This is a genomic window from Streptomyces sp. NBC_00878 (assembly GCF_026341515.1).
In the GTDB taxonomy this organism is placed as follows: Bacteria; Actinomycetota; Actinomycetes; order Streptomycetales; family Streptomycetaceae; genus Streptomyces.
On sequence record NZ_JAPEOK010000001.1, the window covers coordinates 3361288 to 3382082 of the forward strand.

The following is a 20795-nucleotide window of genomic DNA, read 5'->3' on the forward strand; positions in this document are numbered from 1 at the left end:
CGCCGCGTGGGGCCTTGCGCGCCGAGTAAGGCAGCCGACTTCGAGCTTTTCTTGCCCCGGTCCACAGGGTTCGGACCCGTCAGCTCCCCCCCTTTCAGGGCCCGCATGTTCGCCGAGTCGATCGTAGAACCGCCGGTGGGCTGTCGGGCCCGAAGGCCCGTACTGCGGGGGCAACTGCCGCCATCTGCACCCTGAAGTGGCCACAAAGGGGATCGCCGCAAAGACATGACGCCGCGTGACGAACGGCTCGCCGCCCTGGAGAAAGGGATCACCGAAACGGTCCAGGCCCGCACGGACCTCACCGCACGCCGGATCCTGCACAGCTATGCGGTCTGGCACCACCTGCGCCGACTCCGGCGTCGCATCGGCGACCAGCACACCACTCAGCTCCAGGACGTCAACGTTCGCTGCCATGTCACCGCCGCCGACAACTTCCTCAGCTGGCTCGCCGCCGCGGGACTCGCCCTGGGCACTTGCACGCAAGCCGACCTGGAACGCTGGATGACCGATGCCGCCTTCACCTACCGTGAGGATTCCGGCTACTTCGTCCGCTGGTCCGTACAGCACCGCCATGCCCATGGCCTCACCTTCGGCACCGTCCGCTGGACGGGCCCGCAGGGCACCATCGACAGTGAGAAACGCTGAGCCGACGCACGACGTCTCCTCAACGAGGACACCCTGCCCACGGCGATGGACCGCATCCTGGCCGGCCACCTCGAACACTCCAACGGCGCCCTGACCAACGTTGCTCTCGCGCTCGAGGCGCAAGCCCCCCGCAACGCCCTCACCCAGCGCCACCCGGACCTGAAGAACGAGTTCTACGACAAGATCCGTGCCCGCGGACAGACTCCAGACAGCGAGAAGCGGCTGCGCCAGCAGGTCAGGCGGCTGAAGGAACTACGGGCCGCAGACGCCGAAGAGATCGCCCGGCTGAGAGCCGACGTCGAAGCGCTAGTGGGCGCCCTGCACCAGTGCACCGTGGAAAACCGTGCGCTGCGACAGCAGCAGGTCGATGGTGTCGGCGTGGTGCGGATGCTGCCCGCCCAGCCCCGCCCCGGATCAGAGCCGTGAGGACTTCCGGCCTCAAGCCTCGGCACCGTCCGCCAGCTTGTTCTCGGCCTCGGCCTCGGCTCCGGTGCCGAAGACCCGTAGAACGTGTCAGGTGTCCTCGCCCGCCTCGAGCTCTTGACCTCGTACGGCCTCATACGGCCTCGTACGGCCTCGTAGCTGTTGCCGAAATCCTGGTTGTGCACGAGGAGCGGCACCCAGTGACCCGAGCGGAACGCCGCGACGATGTGCATGGATCCGTCTCGGGGTGGCAGGTGTGCCCCGCCATCTGCCAGGCGGCGTCGATCGATGCCAGGTCTGCGGCCAGGGTTCGGGTGCGTGCTTCCGTGCAGATCAGCCGGGCTTGGGCGAAGAGGCTGCAGAAGGGCGGTACGTGCAGGTCGGCGATGGCATGCGGACCCACGGTGTGGTGTCCGAGGACATCGACGAACCCGGCGTCCTCTGGGGAACACGGCGCCGAACGCCGTAGCGTGCTTCGTGTTCCACGTGGCGAAGACCCAATCCACTACGTCGACTGGGTTAGGTCCCGGCGACGGTGGAAGTTCGTGACTCATGACTGTTCTGCGCCGGTGACGTAGGCGTCGCCAGTCGAACAGATTCACAGATCACAAACCCGTGGCACCATCCCGCGTCATGGGCGAGCTGCCCTGGCTCGAGTCTTGATCGCGAGGATGACGTCGTTCTTGGCGTCGGCGTAGTCGTTCATGTCGTTCCACTGCTGGCTGAGCAGAGCTCGTTTGACACTCTCGTACAGGGCGCGATCGTCTGCATTGGTGCGCAAGTGGTCACGGAAGAGAAGGTACTCGTGCACCGCTGCGTCCCCTCGTTCATATATGTGCACGTGAACGTCGCGAGTCGGCGTACGCACGAGCCGATGTCCTGGCTCGCGAACCCGCAGTTCATAACCTGCGGCCAACAGCCCGTCGAGGTAGTCCTCCTCTGCTGTGATGTCGGCCACCGCGACGACGATGTCCACAATCGGTTTGGCGGCAAGGCCTGGAACCGAAGTCGATCCAATGTGCTCGACATCGACGTCCACTGCCGCCAACGCGTCAAGGATCCGACGCCGGTGATGCAGGTAGACCTCCGCCCACCGGGCGTCATAGCTGCCAAGGCCGACCTTGAGCGCTTCTGGACCACCGATGATCTCGACCGTCGTGACGTCCGGCCGACGAGGCTTGCTGCTGTTCATCACCAACACATCCTTTACGTCTTGCGCCAGTTCACCACCTCGATCGACGGGGCTGCGGTTGGCGGCTTCGTCGAGCCTCGCCGTCGTCACGCGGGCTCGGCGGATCGGGACCTGCGTCGCGCCGAGAGCGGCGACACGTTCCTGCTCGACCCGGAAAAGGTCGATTCTACGTGCAGCGCGACATGTTCGGCCCAGGCACAGTTGTCCTTACTCAGCGGCATGGATTGCGGCGCGCGAACCAACAGGCTTCTGAGGCGGGCCAGAGGACTGTTGGCCCCTCGGATGAGCGGCTGCCCCTCCATCAGCACTGCGGACACTTTGTCGGCGCCGGGGCTAACGATGTCGGCGTCCCTGCTGTGAGGGGGCGGTACGTGAGTTGATGTCCGTTTCTCCCTTTCGGGAGGGGCGAGCGGGCTGGCCGCGCGGCCGCCGGGCTGGGTGAACAAGCCAGCATGGCCCGCGCCGAGCGGCCGGTGATGTCGGTGACGACCGAGGACAGCTTGATCCCGGTGTCCTCCAGGAACATCGCGAGACGATTCACGTCGCGGGCCCGGTCCCGGACAGTCTCGGTGCGATACCGGGTCAGGTCCCGCAGCTGACGGATGTCACACGGCGGAACGAAAGAGGGGCGGACCAGGCCGTGTTCGACCAGCTTGCAGATCCACTGGCAATCCTTCACGTCGGTCTTGCGACCGGGAACCGTCTTGATGTGCCGGGAGTTCAGCAGCCACGGCTCGATCCCCTCAGTGGCCTCGAGCAGGTAGAACAGCGGCTTCCAGTACGACGCCGTCGCCTCCATGCCGATCCGGGCGATCCTGTTCTCCACCAGCCAGTCCCGCACCTCCAGCAGGCCGTCGTTCATCGTGGAGAACGTACGGACCTCGCAACGGGCGCGCTTGCCGGTGCCCGGGACCCGGATGCACACCTTGACATCCGTCTTGCCCAAGTCGGCGCCCCCGCACCGCTCTTCGACCGGGATGACTACTAAGGTCATCATGCATGAACACTCCTGACGATCAGAGGCTCGGTATACAGATCGATGTCCGGGTGCGACAGGCCGATCTTGGTCGAAACGGCTCGGCAAGCACAATCGGCATGGCCCGCTGGCTGGAAGACGCCCGGATCCGGCTGCGGCTGCACCGCTTCGAGCGCCTCATCGGTAAGGGTGGTTTCGGGCCGTACCAGATCTTGCTCGTCGGCCAACGGGTCAACCGGCTTGCTCCGGTCGGCCCGACCGGTACCCACGTGCAAGTGCACACCGGCGTTTGCCGGATCGGGCGCTCCTCATTCACCTTCGAACAGGTGATCATGGTCGACGGCAAGCATGTGGGCAGGGGCGGCGCCACCGTCGTGCTGGCCGACAACTCGGGGCCGCTCCAGCTTCCGGACGAGCTGATCGCCGATCTCGACGAGATGCAGCTACCGGAGACAGCCACGTCGGCAGCTGCCCGTCCACGCCCTGAACGCCTGCAACGTGCCCACTACTCGGGCTGGGTCACGCTGCGTTCCCGGGTCGGTGACGTCGACTCCAATCAGCACGTCAACTTCATCGCATTGGCCACTTGGTACGACGAGGCCGTCGCCACCTTCACCTCGCACTCGATTGGGACAAGTGGTGCGGGCTCGGTGCCAGATCTGCCCCCTTCGTCATACCAGATCCAGTATCTCGGTGAGGTGACCTACCCGGGCGACTACGAGATCGGGCTCACGGTCCGCTCCGTCGACGCCGACTCCGTGCACTACGAACTCGGTATCTTCCACGACAGCACCTGCCTGAGCGTGGCCGACGCCGTCGGCCCACGCGGCGAACTGACCTCCGAAGCCCTGAAGGCGGCCCCGACGACGGACTGACCACAGTTCTCACGGGGACAGGCCCAGGTTCATCCCGGCATCGCGGCGCCACTGGGCCCGATCCGCGACTGCGGAGAAATGCTCTGATTCTGGGACTCAATCCAGCCGACTCCTGGACGCTCTGCTGCCCCGCCCCACACCCCGCCTCGGATCCGTTGCACACGCCCTGAACTGGTGCCTCTGGCGCAGACGACACCAAGCCGCAGCCCGCCGCTGCCACTACCGAAGACGAACCAGCCCAGGCAACGATTTCTGACTGGAGTACTGGTAGGACTCCGTTAGGTCTGTCTCGATCTTGGTGTTGTGTGTGTCCTGCTGGGCAGGGGCTGTTGGCGGGTGGTGCAGATGCCGGTCCAGCACCTCAGGGTGTCCTGGAGGACGTCGAGGGTCTGGTAGAGGGTGAGCCCGGTGTGGGTGCTTTTGGGGCCAGGCGCTGTTCGGTGAGAAATGCGTGGGCGGCGGTGACGAGGGTGACGTGGTGGTGCCAGCATGGCCAGGACCGGCCTTCGAAGTGGTCCAGGCCCAGGCCGTGCTTGAGTTCGCGGTAGTCGTGCTCGATGCGCCAGCGGTCCTTGGCCAGCCTCGCCAGGTCGGCGATCGGGGTGTCTGCCGGTAGCTGGACAGCCAGTGTTCGGTGGGCGCCTCGGCACCCTCGGGCCACTCGATCAGCCAGCAGTCGGGCAGGATGCCGTCCCACCAGCCCTGTTCGGCCGAGGCGGTTGCCCGGATGGGACGCTCGACGGCCTTGCCGGCCGGGCGGACGCGCACGGTGGCGAAGTGGGAACGCAACTGGCCGCGTAAGCCCTGCCGCCAGGTCAGGGAGGTGAACGCTTCCTGACCGAGATCGGCGGTCAGGGCTGCCACCGAGGGTGCGGGCCGGCGGTAGCGAGGCTGGGCCAGCAGCCGACGGGGCCCTTGCAGTCCGGGGCCACGGGCTTCGCGTCGAACGGGTGGGCACTCACGTCCGTGCGGACGGCCCGCACGTAGTCGATTCCCCGCTGGGCCAGGCCGGCCCGTAGGTGGGCATTGGTGCCGTAGGCGGCGTCGGCCACCACGACCGGCGGGCGCATGCCCCAGCCGGCCAGCGTGTCGAGCATGTCCAGCGCCAGCCGCCACTTCTCGCGGTGAGTGATCTCGGGTGGGGTGCGGGTGGCGGTGCGGCGGTCGGTGTCCGCGGCCCACTCCTGGGGCAGGAACAGCCGCCACTGCAGCGGGCAGGAGGCCGTGTCACTGGCGCCGTGGACGCTGACCGCGAGCTGGCAGTTGGCGCGTTGACCCAGGGCCCCGCAGTACTGCGGGGCCACGGCGACCGACGTTCTTCCGTCCTTGGGCACCGACACGTCGTCGATCACCCAGACCGTCGGGGTGATCAGCGGCAGCACGCGCTCTGCGATCCGCCGCTGCACCGGCACCGGGTCCCAGGTCGACTGGTTCACGAACTGCTGCAGTTCTGCTCGTTGCCGTCCGACAGCATCGAGGCCATGACCTGGACCGACTAGGACTTGTCCGGCCGATCATCTTCCGGTTCCAGTACGCGAAGAGCCAGGCTGGTCCCCTTCGGGGCCTGGTGGCTGCATGCCCCAGGCCCCGAGGGGGAGGGTTCATCCGGTGGGGGCTCCAGGGGGTGTCTCTTCGATCAGTGACTCGTTGTTCTGGTCATGCTCAGCAGGGGGGATCTCACGGACGCCGAGTGGGCGGTGCTCGAACCGCTGTTGCCCAGGGGTAACAACCGGTGCGGCCGGTGGCGGGATGACCGACAGGTGATCAACGGGATCATCCACCGGCTCAGCACCGCCTGTCAGTGGCGCAAGCTGCCCGAACGCTCCGGCCCGTGGCAGACCATCCATGAACGCCATGCCCTGTGGCCGGTCGACCGCACCCGGGAACGACTGCTCCAGCACGTCCAAGCCGTCGCTGACGCATCGGGTGACATCGACTGGAACATCAACGTCGACTCCACCTCAATCCGGGCCCACCAGCACGCCGCTGGCGCGCCGACAGCTCCGCCATCAGCACCTCTGGGTGCTTCAAAAGGGGCCTCGCAAAGATCAGTTCACATGCGCGCGCACATGCGCCTACGCCTATTCCTGGCGGAGGCGGAACGGCAGGCGAAGCTCTCGGCCGCTCCCGCGGCGGACTGACCACGAAGATCCACCTGAGTGCGGACGGTAGATGCCGCCCGCTCTCGCTGGTCGTCACGCCCGGCCGACGGGCGGACTGCACGCAGTTCGAGCCCGTCATGGACAAGATCCGCGTTCCCCGGCTCGGCGTGGGCCGGCCACGGCGCCTTCCAGGCAGCGTCGGCGCCGACAAGGCATACAGCAACAGCCTCATCCGCTCCTACCTGCGTCGCCGCGGCATCCGACACGTGATCCCCGAGAAGAACGACTCCAAGGCCGCCCGCTGGCACAGGGCTTCAGACGGTGGCCGACCGCCCGGCTTCGACAAGACCCGATACAAAGCCAGGAACACCGTCGAGCGAGCGATCAACAAGATCAAACAGTTCCGAGCCGTCGCCACCCGCTATGACAAGCGCGGATACGTCTTCCTCGGCACCGTGACGGTCGCAGCGCTCCTCATCTGGCTCCGCTCATGACCAAGAACCGTTACTACACCAGGTCGTTGCGTGCCGAGCAATCTTGTTGATCAGGCGGCGGGCCTCCTTGACTGGCGCAGCGATGCCCGCCCCACCGTGAGCAGCGGCTTCGCTGCCTGAAGGGAACAGGGGCACCGGCGACACGTACTCGACCACAGTCCTGTACGTGGCGGCGTCGATGCAACCGTCGAGCACCGCCAGCCGCAGGGCGAGTAGTTCCTCACCCTCGTGGCATCCAGCCCAGCCAGCACAAACACGCCGGACAGCACTGTCGGCATCGGCCTGATGGCACTGGAACAGCCCTGCGGGCTGGTCTGGAGTTTCGGCGTCGTAGCGCCGGAGCTTCGCGTATTCCTCACTGGCCCAGATCCCTGCGGGTACGTCGCGTCGATAAGGACAGCTCTCGCAGGGGCGCTGCGCAGGGGGGCGAAGTGACGAGGACATGTAGCCAGTGCGGCTGCCCAACGACGTCGACCTGGCCCGCGCTATCCCTCAGCACCCAGACGCTGACATCATCTGCTGCTTCCCCTGACTGAGCATCCAGCTCGGCGCGCGGGTGCTCGCCGAGATCGGGGACGACCGCGAGCGCTTCGCCGACGCCCGCAGCCTGAAGGCGTACGCGGGTTCCTCGCCCATCACCCGAGCCTCCGGGAAGAAGTCGAGCATCACCCGCAGGTGGGTGAAGAACGACCGCCTGAACCACGTCGGCTACCTGTGGGCGTTCTCCGCCCTGAGGACCTCCCCCGGAGCCATGGCCCACTACCGGCGGCGTGACGAGCACGGAGACTGGCACGCAGCCGCCCAGCGGAACCTCTTCAACCGAATGATCGGACAGCTCTACCACTGTCTGAAGAAGCGTGAGCTGTTCGACGAACGCACCGCCTTCCCTACCGAACTCGCCGCCGCGGCTTGACAACTCAAGGTCGTGTGGGTCTGCGCAGACGCGGCATCGCACACGCCATCCCAGAGAAGACGGACCAGCAGGGGCACCGTCACAACCGCGAAAGCCGCGGCGGGCGGCCGCCAGGGTTCGACCAGGAGGCATACCACCGACGCAACACCGTCGAACGCTGTTCCAACCGCCTCAAGGGCTTCCGCGGCATCGCCACAAGATACGAAAAGACCGCCACCTTCTACGAAGCGGCGGTCACACTCGCATCATTCCTGCTCTGGGCAAGGTCCGTGTGAAGACGGACCGTAGCGGGTACCCCGACGGGGACCCGGTGCGGCGGGGTTTCCCCCGTCGCCCGGTGCGGGCGGGGAGCTGTGGGGGGCTCGTGTCACCCCGCCAGGGAGGGGAAGGGAGAGCCTCCCCCTGCCCCCGGTGCCGCGGGCGTCTTCCGGAGCCCCGGCCCGGCCCGGACGGGGCTCCGGGGGCCGCCGGGCGTCGCGAACCGTCGTCCGGCCTCGGCTCCCCGCACTCGGTCTCCCGCTTCGTCTACTTCGTCACCTTGATCCCCTCGTACGCGGTGGACTTCGGCGCCAGGCAGACGAACCAGTCGTAGGGCGAGTGCTTGGGGCTGTGGATGACCGGAACGGCGGCGTTCGCCTCGGTGGCCGCGGACGCACGGCCGACCTTGGTAGACGTGCCGTCCTTCCAGGTGCAGGTGACCTCCCGGGCGGTCTTGGCGACCTGGCCAATCACCAGGCGCGGGGCCGTGCCGTTGCCGGGGAGCAGCGGGAGCGAGACGGTCCCGGACTCGCCGCCGGACAGGACGTCGTCCTCAGGTAGCGCCATGTCCGCGATCTGAGTGGTCTTCGCCTCTTCACCGGTGACCCGGTGCACGAAGTGCGCGACCTTGCCCACCAGTTCGGAGGCCGTGGAGACGTCCTCCGGGCGCTCGCCGAACTCCGCCATCGCCGCCAGGGTGGCCTGGGCCTCCGCCGTGTCCGCCGGAGCCTTCCACACGTCGATGTACACCCTCCACGGCACTCCCGCGTCGGTGCCGCTCGCCAGGGTCGTCCGCATGTGCGGCTCGGACGCCTCCGCGCTGGCGACCGGCCGGCTCGCCGGCGACACCCCCCGGTCCCCGTCACCGGACAGCCCCGTCAGCGCCAGAGCCCCCGTGGAGCCGGCCACGACCAGGGTGGTGGTCGCCACGACCGCCCAGCGACGGGCCTTGCGGCGACGGCCGCCGCGAATCAGCGCCTGGGCGGGGGCTATGTCGATCTTCACCTCGTCGGCCGCGTCGGCCAGCAGGAGTGCGATGTCGTGCTGTGTCATGTTGTGGCTCGTCTCCCAGTCCGCGCTTTTCACTTTCGTCCTCCCTGCGTCACTGTCTCCGCCAGTCCCGATATGGCGCGCAGCTTCGCGATCCCCTTGGCTGCGTTGCTCTTCACCGTGCCGACCGAACAGCCCATCGCCTCGGCCGTCTGTGTCTCGGTGAGGTCCTCCCAGTAGCGCAGGACCACTGCTTCCCGCTGCCGTGTCGGCAGTTCGGCCAGCGCCTTCAGCAGCGTGTGGCGGTCGTCGGCCTGGGCGATCCGGTCACCGGTGTCGGCCACCTCGTGTGTCAGGCCCGCGTCCTCGCTCCTGGGCACCAGGAACTCCCGCAGTTTCCTGCGGTACCTGCGGGCATGCGCGTTGATCATCACTCGTCGTACATACGCCTCTGGGTCGTCGGCCGAGGCGACCCTGTGCCAGGCCACATAGACCTGTTCCAGCGTCGACTGGGCCAGATCCTCCGCGGCGTGCTGCTCCCCCGTGAGCAGGAATGCCGTGCGCATCAGCCGCGGCCAGCGGCCGACGACGAAGGCCTGGAACTCTCTGTCCCCGGCCTGTTTTCGAACCCCCATGAGCACCTCCTAGATGTTCAAAAGAGGCCATGAGAGGCCGAGACCGTTGCCTCACCGCGAATTCTTTTTCCGCGTTCTCGTCGGAGCGGGGGGTGCCTGTTGAGTCGGCACGGAGCGCGGTGCCGGGGTTGCCACCGGTCCGTTCCTCCGTGCCGCTCGCCGAACGCGGCGTACCCGTCTCCGAGTACCGGGCTCTCCACGGACTCTGCCGTTCGCGCGGGGTTGGGGTGGGTCCAGGGGTTGGAGGTCGTGTTGCCTCTGTAGCGGTAGCGGGTGACCGTCACCGCTTGGAGGTCGAACAGTTCGATCCCGTCTGCCGAGGGCTTTGGCCGCAGCGGTGGCCCCGGTCAGCCGGCGCAGTATCAGAGGGTGGTATGCGGGTTGACAGGTGACGGCAAATCACCTGTCAACCCGCATACCACCCTCTGAGCGGAGTACACAAGAACCCGATCTGCGAGCGGTCCCTGAGTCTGCCGCCGCTGTCCCGGGTCCTCACTCGAGCGGCTCTCGGCAGACAACGTTTGCAATGAAGTCTGGCCTGAGTTACGTTGCCGGGCTGACCATTTCAGCCCGGCCAGGCTGTCGAGGTGCCCGGCAAGGTGGGCAAGACCCGCCGCGTGTTAGCGGCGAAGCCCGCGCCGCGGGCTCTACACAATCTGGAGCCAGTAATGACCGACACCGGCAGCATCTCCGACGGGTTCCACACCTTCGACGAGCTGTACGAATTCAGGCTGCTCTACCACGCACACGCAGTCCGGGCGTGGCTGGCCGCCAGGTATCCCGTCGTCCGCTCATGGAAGCACCACGACGGTGAACCATGCTTCGGGGGCGGCTGGTTCATAGTCATGGCCCAGCTCCCCACGGGGCAGGTCAGCAATCACTACCGAGCCAATAGCTGGTCGTTGTTCGGTGACGTGCCCGAGGTAGAGACGGCGCCCGTGTGGGACGGGCACAGCACCACCGACGTAGCTCGCCGGCTGCGCACCCTCCTCAGTGGGGATGGATCTACGAGCGTGGCGAGTTGACGCTTTGCGCCATCAGGAGCGCTCCGCCGATCTGTCCCGGATCGAGGTGCCCTTGCTGTCGGCTGGCAACTGGGGCGGGATGGGACTGCACACGCTCGGAAACGTAGAGGGGTCAGAACGGCTGGTTGCATCGGCCGCCCATCGAGCTTCTCGTGCGCCATCCAGGAGAGAGGTTCGAACAGCGATTCGAGCAGGAGTGGCCGATCGCACGGACCGAGTGGACCGAATACCATCTGTGTCCGGAGACCATGGAGTTGCGCACCTCGCCGGGCGCCTCGGGCACGTTGAGCTACCAGCCGGAGCACGAAGACCTGCGCTTCAGGCTCCCGCCTGCCGGTCACGATCGAGAGTTCACCGGTCCAGCCGCAGCGAAACTGCGGATCTCGTCCGCCACGGCCGACGCTGATCTCTTCTTGAGCCTGAGGCTCTACGACCCGCAGGGCACCGAGGTCACGTTCATCGGGTCCAACGACCCGAAGGTGCCGATCGCGTTGGGATGGCTCCGCGCCTCCCATCGGCGACTCGACACCGACAGGTCCGAACCTTATCGCCAGGTGCACAACCACGACACCATCGAGTTGCTCGTCCCCGGCGAGCCCGTCGACGTCGACATCGAGATCTGGCCGACGAGCATCGTGGTCCCGGCCGGCTACGTCCTTGAGCTGGGCATCGGTGGTCGCGACTACAGCAACCAAGGCACGGAAATCGAGAACGCGATGTACGCGACGACGGGCGTCGGCCCCTTCGTCCACACCGACCCGGAGGATCGTCCGGCAGAGATCTTCGGCGGCACGGTCACCCTGCACTTCGGTCCCGATGCGAAGTCGTACCTGCTGCTCCCGGCGATCCCGGCTCCGTGAGCAGTCGTCGGGCGGATCTGCGCGCACAGCGAGTGGCGGCTGTAAGGAAGTGACGAGGTGGACAGCTTCCGCTGGCGACGCAGATCTGTGGGCCCTGTGGGCCCGGAGCACCAGCCAACGGTAAACGGGTGCCTCGGCGACGCCGTCGCGGAGGCACCCGTCGTTGTGAACCGCCCCGGCGTGCCGGGAGACTGGTTGACCCCGGATTACTGACCATCGATGCGTGATGTCGTCATGGTGAGGCTGGGGACTTGTGGTCTGCATGGTGATCAGCCCCTCCGGGTTGGCCTGGGGACCAAAAGGTCGCCACTAACTGATATTTAGGCATCAAATGACGTGAAGCCGCCTCGCGTGACATGACCTGAGTCACATCGCGGCGAACCCCCCGCCCAGCGAGTCGCTCGTCATCAGGTCACGGTCCGTACGGCGGTTCGGCGATCGCTGTCGGCCCGTCCCGCGCCAGCCGTCTCGCTCAGTTCGCCGCCGACTTTCCGTAGAGGTCGCGGCCGTCGAGGTGGCGCGGGTGCGGGGCGTCGGACGCCGATGTCCGAGGACCTGTGCGAGTACGTCGCGGACGACGTGAGGGTCAGACGCCAGGTCGGGGCCGGGAAGGCCAGACCGCGCGAAATGGCGCGCGTCAGCCGCAGCCCACTGACGACGTCAACTTGCATGGCAAGAAGGCGGACGGGCCTACGCCGGGCCGGCAGCCGGACACCCCTTCTGCCTCCGGTCAGCCCGACCGTCACCGCGTGCCCGCGTCCGGTGCTGCGCCCAGAACTCGGCGTGTGGGGTGATCCCGCTATCCATGAGCTTGAGTGTGCCGTCGCGGCACAGTGTTGACTCAGGCCATGGCTGATCAACATCGCTACGCAGTGTCTGACGCGGTCGTGACCGGTCGACCGAGACCTGCGCGAGGTCGTAGCCGGGACGCCGATGGCCGAGGCCCCGTGACGTTGGACATGCCTCGGACCGGGCCCCTTATCGCTCTGATGGGAGCACTCGTATGGGTATCACTTGGGATGAGTACCGGGAGCACGATGCCGTCGGGCTGGCCGAGCTGGTGAAGTCCGGGGCGGTGAGCCCGGTTGAACTGCTCGGGGCGGCGATTGCCCGTGCCGACGCCGTCGAGCCGACGATCAACGCGATCCGCCACCGACTCGACGACGATGCCCGTGCCCGTGCTCGCAGTCCGCTGGCAGGCCCGTTCGCCGGCGTCCCGTTCCTGATCAAAGACTTGGGCCAGCACCTCGCCGGGGTTCCAACCGGCAGTGGGAATCGATCGCTGGCACGCTTCCCGCGCCCGGAGACGTCCACGGTGGTACAGCGTTGGCTCGACGCCGGTCTGGTCGTGTTCGGCCGGACCACGACCCCCGAATTCGGCGCCCGCGCGATAACCGAGCCGGTCGCGGGGGGCCCGACCCGCAACCCCTGGGACCCGTCGCGGACGCCCGGTGGCAGCTCCGGCGGGTCCGCGGCGGCCGTCGCGGCCGGAGTCGTCCCGGTCGCGGGCGGGAACGACGGCGGGGGCTCCATCCGGATTCCGGCTGCGGCCTGCGGGCTGTTCGGGCTCAAGCCGGGGCGGGGCGTCGTCCCGTCCGGGCCGGAGGTCGACGAGGTCTTCCATGGCGCCGCGGTGCAGGGCGTGCTGTCGCGCACGGTCCGTGACTCCGCCGCGATGCTCGACGTCCTGGCCGGCTCCGCACCGGAGGGCCCGTACCGGGCGGCTCCGGCGGAGCGTCCGTACGCCGAGGCCGTCGTCGACGACCCACGCCCGCTGCGGATCGGGCTGAGCACGGAGTCCCCGCTTGGCGGACCGGTTGATCCGCAGGCCGCCGCCGCGGTTCAGGACGCGGGGGAGTTGCTCACCGACCTCGGACACGTCGTGGAGGAGTCCGCCCCGGCCATCGACGGGCAGCGCCTGGCCACCGACTTCCTCACGGCCTGGTTCGCGATGGTCGCCGCCGAGGTCACGGCCGCACGGGAGTTCACCGGCTGCGGCGAGGACGACTTCGAGATCGAGACCCGGATGATGGCTGCGATCGGCCGGAGCCTTTCGGCGCCGGAGTATCTGGCCACGCAGTCCCGCTGGCAGCAGCACACCCGGGCGCTGGCCGCGTTCCACGAGCGCTACGACATGCTGCTCACCCCGACCATGGCCCGGCCGGCGTGGCCGATCGGCGAGTTCGATCTCGCCTTGCCGGTCCGGCTCGCCGCACGGGGGCTGCTGGCTGCCCGGATCGGCGGTGTGCTGGGGCGGATGAACCTCGTCGAGAAACTGGCCGTCGCGAACCTTGAGCCCGCGCCCTTCACCCAGCTGGCGAACGTGACCGGGCGCCCGGCGTCGTCGGTGCCGCTCTACCGGATGTCGAGTGGGCTGCCGCTCGGTATCCAGTTCGTCGGGCGTCCGGGTTCGGAGCCCGAGCTTCTGGCACTGGCCGCGCAGTTGGAGCGGGCGCAGCCGTGGGCGCATCTCTGGCCGTCGTTGCCCGATTCGCCGTCCGCGGCCTGACGTCTCTGAGGACAATTTCACGTATGACTACTGTGTTCTCACGCATTATCGCTGGCGAGCTGCCCGGACGCTTCGTCTGGCAGGATCCGGAAATCGTCGCTTTTCTGTCCATCGCTCCGTTGCGGCCTGGTCACACTCTTGTTGTGCCGCGGCGTGAGGTCGACCGGTGGACGGACGCTGACGGGACCCTTCTGGCGCGTTGCTTCGAGGTAGCCCAGGCCGTGGGGCAAGGGGTGCAGCGGGCTTGGAACGCTCCACGTGCCGGCCTCGTCATCGCAGGCTTTGAGGTGCCGCATTTGCATATACATGTCGCGCCGGTCTGGGACATGTCCGACTTTGATTTCAGCAAGGCCAAGCAGGAGGAGGATCAGTCAGCTTTGGCCGAAGCAGCAGCAAAGCTCCGTGCCGCCCTGCTGGAACTCGGTTATGAACAGGCACGGGACTTTGACCCCGGAGTGTGAACCGGAACTCGCGCGACCGCGCACTGCCCAGCTGCCGCGAGCCGGAAGCCGAACAGCATCAGCCCGGTCCCGATCGCGATGCCGATCGTGAGCGGCAGGGGGAGGGCTTGACTGTGCCGTTGCGGCACGGTGTTGGCTGGGAGCCATGAGCTGGAGTACTCGGGAGATCGCCGAGCTTGCCGGCACCAGCCTGCGGGCGGTACGGCATTACCACGAGGTCGGGCTGCTGGCGGAGCCCGAGCGTCGCGTCAACGGCTACAAGCAGTACGGCGTGCCGCACCTGGTCCGCCTGCTGCGGGTCAAGCGTCTGGTTGATCTCGGGTTCTCGCTGAACCAGATCGCGGAGACGGTGGACGAGGGTGAGCACCCCGGGCAGGCACTGCGCACGCTCGACGCGGAGCTGGCCGCGACCATCGAGCGGCTGCAGCGGGCCCGGCTCGAACTCGCGGCACTGATCGACCTGCGTGCCCCGGCCGACCTGCCTATGGAACTCACGCCCGGCGAAGCAACGGTGCTGTCCGAGACCGACCGCTCGCTCCTGCTGGTCATGACCCGGTTGATGAACGGGGAGCAGCTGCAGGCCTACGGTGCACTGGTGCGCAATCTGCCTGCTCACCCGGTCAATCGGGAGTTCGGCGAACTGCCCGCTGACGCAGGCGAGCACCTCCGCCAAGACCTCGTGGAGCGGATGGTGCCCTACCTGCGCCGGCTGCGGCAGGACCACCCGGACCTGCCCGATCTGTACACGGACAACCCGAGGGGGGAGAAATTCGTCCGAGAGACCATGGAGACGGTCCTGCGTGAGCTGTACAACCCGGCGCAGCTCGACGTTCTGCACCGGACCCACGTGATCGTGGACGAGCCCACCCAGCCTCGACCGGGGCGGAACGCTACCGAACTTCGTTGACCGCGCCGGTTTCCGGCTCCATGCCGTCGCCGTCGACGGCCGCACCCGTAAGCGACACGCAGGAGTGACAATGCAGTCCCATGCCCATGCAGATGCCCGCGACGCAGTCAGCACTGCCTTGCTGGCTGAGCTGCGGTCCAGAATCCCTGCGGGCCGTGTGCTCACCAACGGGCCGGAGTACGCAAAAGCAGTGGCGTTGTTCAACGCAGCGGTCGATGTCCGTCCTGCTGTCGTCGTGCGGTGCGCGACCACCGCTGACGTGCAGGCCGCGATACGCGCGTCTCGCAACCATGGGGTGCCGATCTCGGTACGCGGCGGGGGTCATGACTTCTGGGGACGGGCGTTCCGTCCCGGCGGACTGGTTCTCGATCTGACTGACATGCGGGGAGTTCAGGTCGACATCGGCCGCTGTTTCGCGACGGTAGGTGGCGGGGCACTCTCGTCCGACGTCGTATCCGCTGCCGAGCGGGCGGGCCTGACGGCGGTCACCGGAACGGCGGGCGCCGTCGGCATGGTCGGCCTCACGCTCGGCGGCGGATACGGCCCCCTGATCGGGCAGTTCGGGCTCGCGGCCGACAACCTGCTCGGCGCCGAAGTCGTCCTGGCCGACGGTTCACGAGTGCACACCGACGCCGACCATCATCCGGACCTCTTCTGGGCGTTGCGGGGCGGCGGCGGCAACTTCGGTGTCGTGACCTCGGCGCGGATCCGTCTGCACCCCGTGCCGACAGTCGTGTCGGGCACCATCTTGTACCCGATCGTCCAGAGCGCCGACATTCTCGCCGACCTCGGTGGGATCCTTCAGGACTGTCCGGATGAGCTGACGGTGGACGTGGGGTTCCTTCCCGGCCCGGACGGGAAGCCGACGGTGTACGTCGCGCCGACCTGGTCGGGGGACATCGAGGTGGGGAACGCCGAGAACGGGCCGGTGCGTGCCCTGGCCAGACTCGGTACACCCGTGCTGGCCGAGATTGGACCGGTCGCCCGTTCCGCGGCGTTGGCCGCGACGGACACCATGTTCCCACCCGGGCGGATGGGCGCGATTCGCACGCGCACCGTCCAGAGCATCTCCGGCTCCATCGCGACCGTCCTGGACCGGGCTGCCCAGGAGTTCACCTCACCGTTCTCCGCGATCGTGTGGCATCAGTTCCATGGTGCCGCCGCCCGTCTGCCCCTCGGCTCGACGGCTTTCGGCCGACGCGAACCGCACCTGATGGTCGAGCTGATCTCTTTGTGGGAGGGCGAAAGCAAGGGCAACGCAGGAGCCGGCGATGGTAGGTCCCCGCACCTGCGCTGGCTGGAAGCGTTGCACGCGGCGCTTGAGCCGTTCTCGTTGCCGGGTGGCTACGTGAACTTCCTGGGGCCGGAGACTCCCGACCAGGTCGCGGAGTCCTACGGGCCGAACACCGAGCGTTTGCTAGCCGTGAAGTCTGCGGTCGACCCGGACTCCGTCTTCGCCGCCACGCCGCTCCCCAGCGGGAGTGCCGACGCCGGTTCCAGGCCCGTGTCAGGCGTGGAACCGGAGCATCCGGGGGTGCCGGCGGTCCCACCGGAGAACGGCATCGGGCCGTCGGACATTGGCCACGTTGGCCTCGGGCTTTCACCAAGGGGGCCGTCCGACGGGTGATCAGATAGCCGGGGAGCGCCTCTGAACTGGGACGGTAGGGCTTGTCGAAGGTCCTGTTCGTCACCCGGGGAGAAGCCCTCCCCGGGTCCAGGACGCCGGGCAGGGTCAGGCGCCACCGGCCGCTGTATCCGGTATGGAGAGCCGGGGTCTTCGTCGGACTGGCCGAAATAGCGCCCTGGGCCACAGAGTTCATATGGGCGCTACGGCGTTGTCGTGCCTTGGGAGATCGGCGGTTGAGCGGCGTACACAGTACGTGCAGCAGCGGCCGTGTCCCCTCCTGCCTCCGCGGCTGAGCCCATCGGAGTGTGCCGCTCAGGGGGCACCGCTTACTCCTGTCGATCGGCGGCGCCCTCGTCCGGCGCTGCGGGCGCCTCGTCGACCTGGACCGGGTCGCCCACGGCGCCCCCGGTGGCCGTGCGGACAGCGTCCGCAATGAAAGCGAAACTCTCGTCACCGAGCTTCCGCGGATCGGTGCCGTCCAGAAGGCCGGCTCCGACGTACTCGTTGATGACTCGCAGGGCGGCCGCGGCGGCCGCGGCGTGCAGACGTACCTGTAGGTCGTCGGGCTTGATTCCGAGGCGAGTCGCGATGACCGCTGCCAGTTCGTGTTCCACCTGGTCGCAGGCCATCAGCCAGGCCGTGCGCAGGGCCGGTTCGGTCTCGGCCAATCGAATCATCTTGACGCCCAGCCCGGCATCGGCCTGCTCCGAAGGGCTGATCTCGCTGACCAACCGCTTCGCCTCCGTGGCGAAGTGCTCCTCCAAAGAGCGGTGCAGCGGCCAACTGCGCAGAGTGGCCAGTTCCCACTCCACGCTCTGCGCAACGATCGGCTCCGCGCAGCTCTCCTTGCTTCGGAAATGACGCCAGATGGTGCGGGTCGACAGGCCCACCGCCTCGGCGATCTGGTCACCGCTCGTGCCGTCGACGCCCTGCGCCCAGAACAGGCGTGCCGCCTCCCGCGAGATCTCCAGACGTACACGACGGCGGCGCTGCTCACTCATCCCGCCACGGCTGCGTTCGGTCGATACCACGTCGTCGGCCATCTTTTCGCCACCCTTTCACCATCGCGCTCACTCAGTGCCATATTGACATTAAGTGACGCTGCACGCCAGCTAGTGCGCGTGCCTCGATCCGGACTCAAGCGCATCCGCTTGCCATATCTGTCACTTAGTGACACTGTCACTAAGTGACAGAGGGGTCCCGCCGCGCGGTGGCCTTTGCCGCTCGCTGTGCAAGGCCGACCTGCGCAGCGAGTGATCCCCTTCCGAGCCCACCCCTACCCGAGCTCCGGAGTACCGCATGAGGAAACGACCAGCCGCCACCGCCGCAGCCCTGCTCACGGCCTGCGCTCTGACCTGCGGCCTCATAGGGGCAGCCGTCGCCGCGCCGGACCAGGCAACCGACGGCGGCCGAACCGGGAGGACGACCGTCGCCACTGCTACCGATTCGATCACGCACGAGGAGAACGGGCGGGTGCCGGAAGGGGCGCGCTGGACCCAGCACTACTTCCCCTCCTCGGACGGCTCCAAGACCGAGCTGCACGCCGACGTTCTGCTTCCTGAGAAGCTCCCCGAGGGCGCGAAGGTGCCCGTCATCATGTCGGCCGGCGCGTACTTCGGCCACTCGGGGGAGTTGGAGGTCGAGGAGGAGCACGCCGGCCCCTCGGAGCGCTTCCGGGACCTCATCGAGGGAACCGACCTGTTCGACGAGGGGTACGCCTTCGTCATGGTGGACACCCGTGGCTTCGGCGGCTCCACCGGATGCCTCGACCTCGGCGGGCCAGGAGACCAGGCCGACGTCAAGGCCGCGATCGACTGGAGCGCGAAACAGCCCTGGTCCACAGGCGCGGTGGGAATGTACGGAAAATCCTTCGACGCCTACACCGGTCTCCTCGGCAACAACGTCAAACACGACGCACTGAAAGCCGTCGTCGCCCAGGAGCCCATCTGGGATCTGTATCAGCAGCTCCACTCCAACGGCGTGCCGCGTCCGAACAGCGTCCAGCTGCCCACCAGCTACAACCGCATAGCGGGCCTGCCTCAGTTGCCGGACGAGGACAAGCGGTACCGGACCAACGCCGCGTACGAGAAGAAGCACCCCGAGTGCCTGGTGCTCAACTCCTTCGGCCCCTCCATCGGTGACCCGGACGACCCGTACTGGAAGGACCGCAGCCCGGCCAGGAAGGCGAAGGACACCGCCACTCCGCTTCTCTTCACCCAAGGCACCGCCGAGACCAACACCCTGCCCGTGGGGATGGAGGAGTTCCTCGACAATCACCGTGGCCCCCAGCGGGCCTGGGTCGGCCCCTGGGACCACGTACGCGGCAATGAGCGCACACAGGACGGGAAGCTCGCGATGGGCCGCGCGACCTGGTTCAAGGAGACACTGTCCTTCTTCGACGAACACCTCAAGGGCATCGACCCGAAGATCCAGTTCCCGAACTACGCCGTCCAGGACAACCTCGGCAACTGGCGCGCGGAGAAGTCCTGGCCCACAGCGAACCGCTCCGCGAACCTCCGTCTCGGCAATGGCTCGTACGTGGACAGCGGAGCGGGTTCGCAGCCGACGTCCCCAGAAGAGGAATCCGGTCGTGACGCTGGGAGCTTCCTCGTCTGGTCCGGGCCTCTCGAGACGGCCACCCGGGTCACCGGCACGCCCCGAATCACCATGACGGCCAAGGGCGAGGGGAACGTCATGGTCAAGCTGTACGACGTGGACGAGGACGGCAACGCTGTCGCATTCGACGAGCGAGTCTCCAGGCTGGACCGGGACCGGCTGGACATCGGCCTGAAGTCGACCGACTGGACCCTGCGGGCCGGTCACCGCCTCGCCGTGGAGATCGGCTCGGTGCGGACCGGCGATTGGCTCGACACCCCCTCCAAGCAAAAGATCCGGATCAGTAACGCCCGTCTCCATCTGCCCTTGGACAACCCGGCTGAAGACATCGCCACCGGTGGCGACCGAGCGCCGTGGCTCGACACCTTCATGCAGATCAACGCGGCGCAGCTGAAGCCCGGCCCAGCCACGTTCTCGGTGCCCCCGGCCCGTGCGCGGCACTGAGGACGCCACACCGCTGGACAGCCTCGTCGCGTTGGCTCACGGGGCGGAGCACAGTTCCCCCACGCAGCGCGGCCGACGACCATGCCGCGGGGCCCCGGCCAGGCCGGTGGGCGGGGCCCCGCGAGCCCAGCATGCGCCCGAGCAGCAACCGGCGACTGGCGGGCATCCGATAAGCCCGCCGTGCTCCGAAGCGCCTTCGCGTCCACATCAAGGAGGGCGGCATGACGAGCGGCACGATGCAGCCTCCGGCCCAACGTCCGAGTTCGGGCCCAGCCCGCGCCCGGAGCCCCGGTCGTCAGAGGGTGGGTGAGAGGCCGGCCCGGAGGATGTCGAGGTAGTTGTCGATCGCGGCCCCCTGCCGCTCCGCCGGGTGCTCGCTGACGGCGTGGATCAGGCCGCACAGGAGCTTGAGCAGGTTTTCGCCGGTGAGGGCAGGGGCAGGGCGGATGCGTGCGAGCAGGTGGGAGGTGACTTCGACCAGCTCTCCCTTGGCCCGGTGCAGAGAGTCCGTCTCGTCGGACCCGGTGATCAGAACGTCGGTGAGGCCCGGTCGCGCCAGGGCGGTCAGGAGTGCCGTGCGGAGGAAGTCAACGAGCGCCTTGGCGGGATCGGGGTGTCCGCCGGCTGCCGCCGCCGCATCGATGAGCTCTCGGACCGCCTCTTCCAGGACGGACTCCCGCATGGCCCGCTGCGTGGGGAAGACCCGATAGACCGTCCCGACCCCCACGCCCGCCCTGCGCGCGAGCTCGTTGAGGGTGAGCGCGATCTCCCCGCCGATGACGGCGCCGCGGGCCTCATCGAAGATCCTCTGCCTGTTGCGTGCGGCATCCGACCTCATGATCC

The 20795-nt window shown here is 67.7% G+C and carries 18 protein-coding genes and 4 pseudogenes; 13 read left to right on the forward strand and 9 right to left on the reverse strand.

Annotated features, from left to right (window positions below; all coding sequences use genetic code 11):
* Positions 1 to 38: 38 nt before the first annotated feature.
* A pseudogene (locus tag OHA11_RS13805) lies at positions 39 to 213 on the reverse strand (IS5/IS1182 family transposase); the annotation flags it as partial.
* Between the two features lie 12 nt (positions 214 to 225).
* Between OHA11_RS13805 and OHA11_RS13810 the strand changes: the two are divergent.
* Positions 226 to 645: a hypothetical protein gene (locus OHA11_RS13810; RefSeq protein ID WP_266507880.1), complete on the forward strand. Its 420-nt coding sequence runs from the start codon at positions 226 to 228 to the stop codon at positions 643 to 645.
* Positions 646 to 690: 45 nt separating this feature from the next.
* On the forward strand, positions 691 to 1071 hold the full coding sequence (locus OHA11_RS13815; RefSeq protein ID WP_266495939.1) for a hypothetical protein: 381 nt from the start codon (positions 691 to 693) through the stop codon (positions 1069 to 1071).
* Between the two features lie 628 nt (positions 1072 to 1699).
* Here the strand turns inward: OHA11_RS13815 and OHA11_RS13820 are convergent.
* Complete coding sequence (locus OHA11_RS13820; protein WP_266507145.1) at positions 1700 to 2263, reverse strand: GrpB family protein; 564 nt, start codon at positions 2261 to 2263, stop codon at positions 1700 to 1702.
* A 298-nt stretch (positions 2264 to 2561) separates the two neighbouring features.
* Positions 2562 to 3257 (reverse strand): transposase, encoded by a 696-nt coding sequence (locus tag OHA11_RS13825; RefSeq protein ID WP_323186559.1) that lies wholly within the window; start codon positions 3255 to 3257, stop codon positions 2562 to 2564.
* A gap of 2 nt (positions 3258 to 3259) precedes the next feature.
* Here OHA11_RS13825 and OHA11_RS13830 point away from each other — a divergent pair, with 2 nt between their 5' ends.
* Entirely contained in the window at positions 3260 to 4111 is an 852-nt protein-coding gene (locus OHA11_RS13830; RefSeq protein ID WP_266495941.1) for a thioesterase family protein, read from the forward strand.
* A gap of 361 nt (positions 4112 to 4472) precedes the next feature.
* On the opposite strand, the pseudogene OHA11_RS13835 reads toward OHA11_RS13830, so the two are convergent.
* Positions 4473 to 5606: pseudogene (locus OHA11_RS13835) on the reverse strand (IS701 family transposase); the annotation flags it as partial.
* A 163-nt stretch (positions 5607 to 5769) separates the two neighbouring features.
* On the opposite strand from OHA11_RS13835, the gene OHA11_RS13840 reads away from it, so the two are divergent.
* Positions 5770 to 6707, forward strand: a protein-coding gene (locus tag OHA11_RS13840) for an IS5 family transposase (protein ID WP_266495944.1) whose coding sequence is annotated in 2 segments (ribosomal slippage) — positions 5770 to 6214 and positions 6214 to 6707 — 939 coding nt in all. Because the reading frame shifts where the segments join, the coding sequence is not laid out codon by codon here.
* On the opposite strand, the gene OHA11_RS48520 is transcribed toward OHA11_RS13840, so the two are convergent.
* Positions 6702 to 7151 carry a DUF6283 family protein gene (locus tag OHA11_RS48520; protein ID WP_353962952.1) on the reverse strand — a complete coding sequence of 150 codons (450 nt, stop codon included), beginning with the start codon at positions 7149 to 7151 and terminating at the stop codon, positions 6702 to 6704. The two genes, OHA11_RS13840 and OHA11_RS48520, sit on opposite strands and share 6 nt — an antisense overlap.
* A gap of 22 nt (positions 7152 to 7173) precedes the next feature.
* Between OHA11_RS48520 and OHA11_RS13845 the strand changes: the two are divergent.
* Together OHA11_RS13845 and OHA11_RS13850 are read left to right on the forward strand one after the other, a co-directional pair.
* Positions 7174 to 7620 (forward strand): annotated as a pseudogene (locus OHA11_RS13845) (transposase); the annotation flags it as partial.
* 119 nt (positions 7621 to 7739) lie between these two features.
* Positions 7740 to 7895: pseudogene (locus OHA11_RS13850) on the forward strand (IS5/IS1182 family transposase); the annotation flags it as partial.
* A 250-nt stretch (positions 7896 to 8145) separates the two neighbouring features.
* Here the strand turns inward: OHA11_RS13850 and OHA11_RS13855 are convergent.
* Positions 8146 to 8964, reverse strand: coding sequence for a hypothetical protein (locus OHA11_RS13855; RefSeq protein ID WP_266495947.1), 819 nt, complete (start codon positions 8962 to 8964; stop codon positions 8146 to 8148).
* Positions 8961 to 9503, reverse strand: coding sequence for a SigE family RNA polymerase sigma factor (locus tag OHA11_RS13860; RefSeq protein ID WP_266495949.1), 543 nt, complete (start codon positions 9501 to 9503; stop codon positions 8961 to 8963). The genes OHA11_RS13855 and OHA11_RS13860 overlap by 4 nt, the downstream gene beginning before the upstream one ends.
* 668 nt (positions 9504 to 10171) lie before the next feature.
* Between OHA11_RS13860 and OHA11_RS13865 the strand changes: the two genes are divergently transcribed.
* The 6 genes from OHA11_RS13865 (at position 10172) to OHA11_RS13890 (ending at position 16892) form a co-directional block, all read left to right on the forward strand.
* The gene (locus OHA11_RS13865; protein WP_100599322.1) at positions 10172 to 10528 is read left to right on the forward strand and encodes a hypothetical protein; all 357 of its coding nucleotides are present in this window, start codon (positions 10172 to 10174) and stop codon (positions 10526 to 10528) included.
* 125 nt (positions 10529 to 10653) lie between these two features.
* On the forward strand, positions 10654 to 11388 hold the full coding sequence (locus OHA11_RS13870; protein ID WP_266495957.1) for a CocE/NonD family hydrolase C-terminal non-catalytic domain-containing protein: 735 nt from the start codon (positions 10654 to 10656) through the stop codon (positions 11386 to 11388).
* 1003 nt (positions 11389 to 12391) lie between these two features.
* A complete protein-coding gene (locus OHA11_RS13875; protein WP_266495959.1) occupies positions 12392 to 13897 on the forward strand; it encodes an amidase in 1506 nt (501 codons plus the stop codon).
* A gap of 23 nt (positions 13898 to 13920) precedes the next feature.
* Positions 13921 to 14358: an HIT family protein gene (locus tag OHA11_RS13880; protein ID WP_124275108.1), complete on the forward strand. Its 438-nt coding sequence runs from the start codon at positions 13921 to 13923 to the stop codon at positions 14356 to 14358.
* 145 nt (positions 14359 to 14503) lie between these two features.
* Entirely contained in the window at positions 14504 to 15265 is a 762-nt protein-coding gene (locus OHA11_RS13885) for a MerR family transcriptional regulator (RefSeq protein ID WP_266495964.1), read from the forward strand.
* A 70-nt stretch (positions 15266 to 15335) separates the two neighbouring features.
* Positions 15336 to 16892, forward strand: coding sequence for an FAD-binding oxidoreductase (locus OHA11_RS13890; protein WP_266495966.1), 1557 nt, complete (start codon positions 15336 to 15338; stop codon positions 16890 to 16892).
* A 326-nt stretch (positions 16893 to 17218) separates the two neighbouring features.
* Here the strand turns inward: OHA11_RS13890 and OHA11_RS13895 are convergent, their stop codons facing one another.
* Positions 17219 to 17935 (reverse strand): TetR/AcrR family transcriptional regulator, encoded by a 717-nt coding sequence (locus OHA11_RS13895; protein WP_266495967.1) that lies wholly within the window; start codon positions 17933 to 17935, stop codon positions 17219 to 17221.
* A 256-nt stretch (positions 17936 to 18191) separates the two neighbouring features.
* Between OHA11_RS13895 and OHA11_RS13900 the strand changes: the two genes are divergently transcribed.
* Positions 18192 to 19952: a CocE/NonD family hydrolase gene (locus OHA11_RS13900; protein WP_266495970.1), complete on the forward strand. Its 1761-nt coding sequence runs from the start codon at positions 18192 to 18194 to the stop codon at positions 19950 to 19952.
* Positions 19953 to 20247: 295 nt separating this feature from the next.
* Here OHA11_RS13900 and OHA11_RS13905 read toward each other — a convergent pair whose 3' ends face one another.
* On the reverse strand, positions 20248 to 20790 hold the full coding sequence (locus OHA11_RS13905; protein ID WP_266495972.1) for a TetR/AcrR family transcriptional regulator: 543 nt from the start codon (positions 20788 to 20790) through the stop codon (positions 20248 to 20250).
* Positions 20791 to 20795: the final 5 nt, after the last annotated feature.

What these genes read in the sequence shown, in the direction of transcription:
- OHA11_RS13865 (WP_100599322.1), top strand. Translation starts at nt 10,172, where the DNA reads ATGACCGACACCGGCAGCATCTCCGACGGGTTCCACACCTTCGACGAG.
- OHA11_RS13860 (WP_266495949.1), bottom strand. Translation starts at nt 9,503, where the DNA reads ATGGGGGTTCGAAAACAGGCCGGGGACAGAGAGTTCCAGGCCTTCGTC.
- OHA11_RS13830 (WP_266495941.1), top strand. Translation starts at nt 3,260, where the DNA reads ATGAACACTCCTGACGATCAGAGGCTCGGTATACAGATCGATGTCCGG.
- OHA11_RS13885 (WP_266495964.1), top strand. Translation starts at nt 14,504, where the DNA reads ATGAGCTGGAGTACTCGGGAGATCGCCGAGCTTGCCGGCACCAGCCTG.
- OHA11_RS13880 (WP_124275108.1), top strand. Translation starts at nt 13,921, where the DNA reads ATGACTACTGTGTTCTCACGCATTATCGCTGGCGAGCTGCCCGGACGC.
- OHA11_RS13890 (WP_266495966.1), top strand. Translation starts at nt 15,336, where the DNA reads ATGCAGTCCCATGCCCATGCAGATGCCCGCGACGCAGTCAGCACTGCC.
- OHA11_RS13895 (WP_266495967.1), bottom strand. Translation starts at nt 17,935, where the DNA reads ATGGCCGACGACGTGGTATCGACCGAACGCAGCCGTGGCGGGATGAGT.
- OHA11_RS13875 (WP_266495959.1), top strand. Translation starts at nt 12,392, where the DNA reads ATGGGTATCACTTGGGATGAGTACCGGGAGCACGATGCCGTCGGGCTG.
- OHA11_RS13810 (WP_266507880.1), top strand. Translation starts at nt 226, where the DNA reads ATGACGCCGCGTGACGAACGGCTCGCCGCCCTGGAGAAAGGGATCACC.
- OHA11_RS13825 (WP_323186559.1), bottom strand. Translation starts at nt 3,257, where the DNA reads ATGATGACCTTAGTAGTCATCCCGGTCGAAGAGCGGTGCGGGGGCGCC.
- OHA11_RS13900 (WP_266495970.1), top strand. Translation starts at nt 18,192, where the DNA reads ATGAGGAAACGACCAGCCGCCACCGCCGCAGCCCTGCTCACGGCCTGC.
- OHA11_RS48520 (WP_353962952.1), bottom strand. Translation starts at nt 7,151, where the DNA reads ATGTCCTCGTCACTTCGCCCCCCTGCGCAGCGCCCCTGCGAGAGCTGT.
- OHA11_RS13815 (WP_266495939.1), top strand. Translation starts at nt 691, where the DNA reads ATGGACCGCATCCTGGCCGGCCACCTCGAACACTCCAACGGCGCCCTG.
- OHA11_RS13905 (WP_266495972.1), bottom strand. Translation starts at nt 20,790, where the DNA reads ATGAGGTCGGATGCCGCACGCAACAGGCAGAGGATCTTCGATGAGGCC.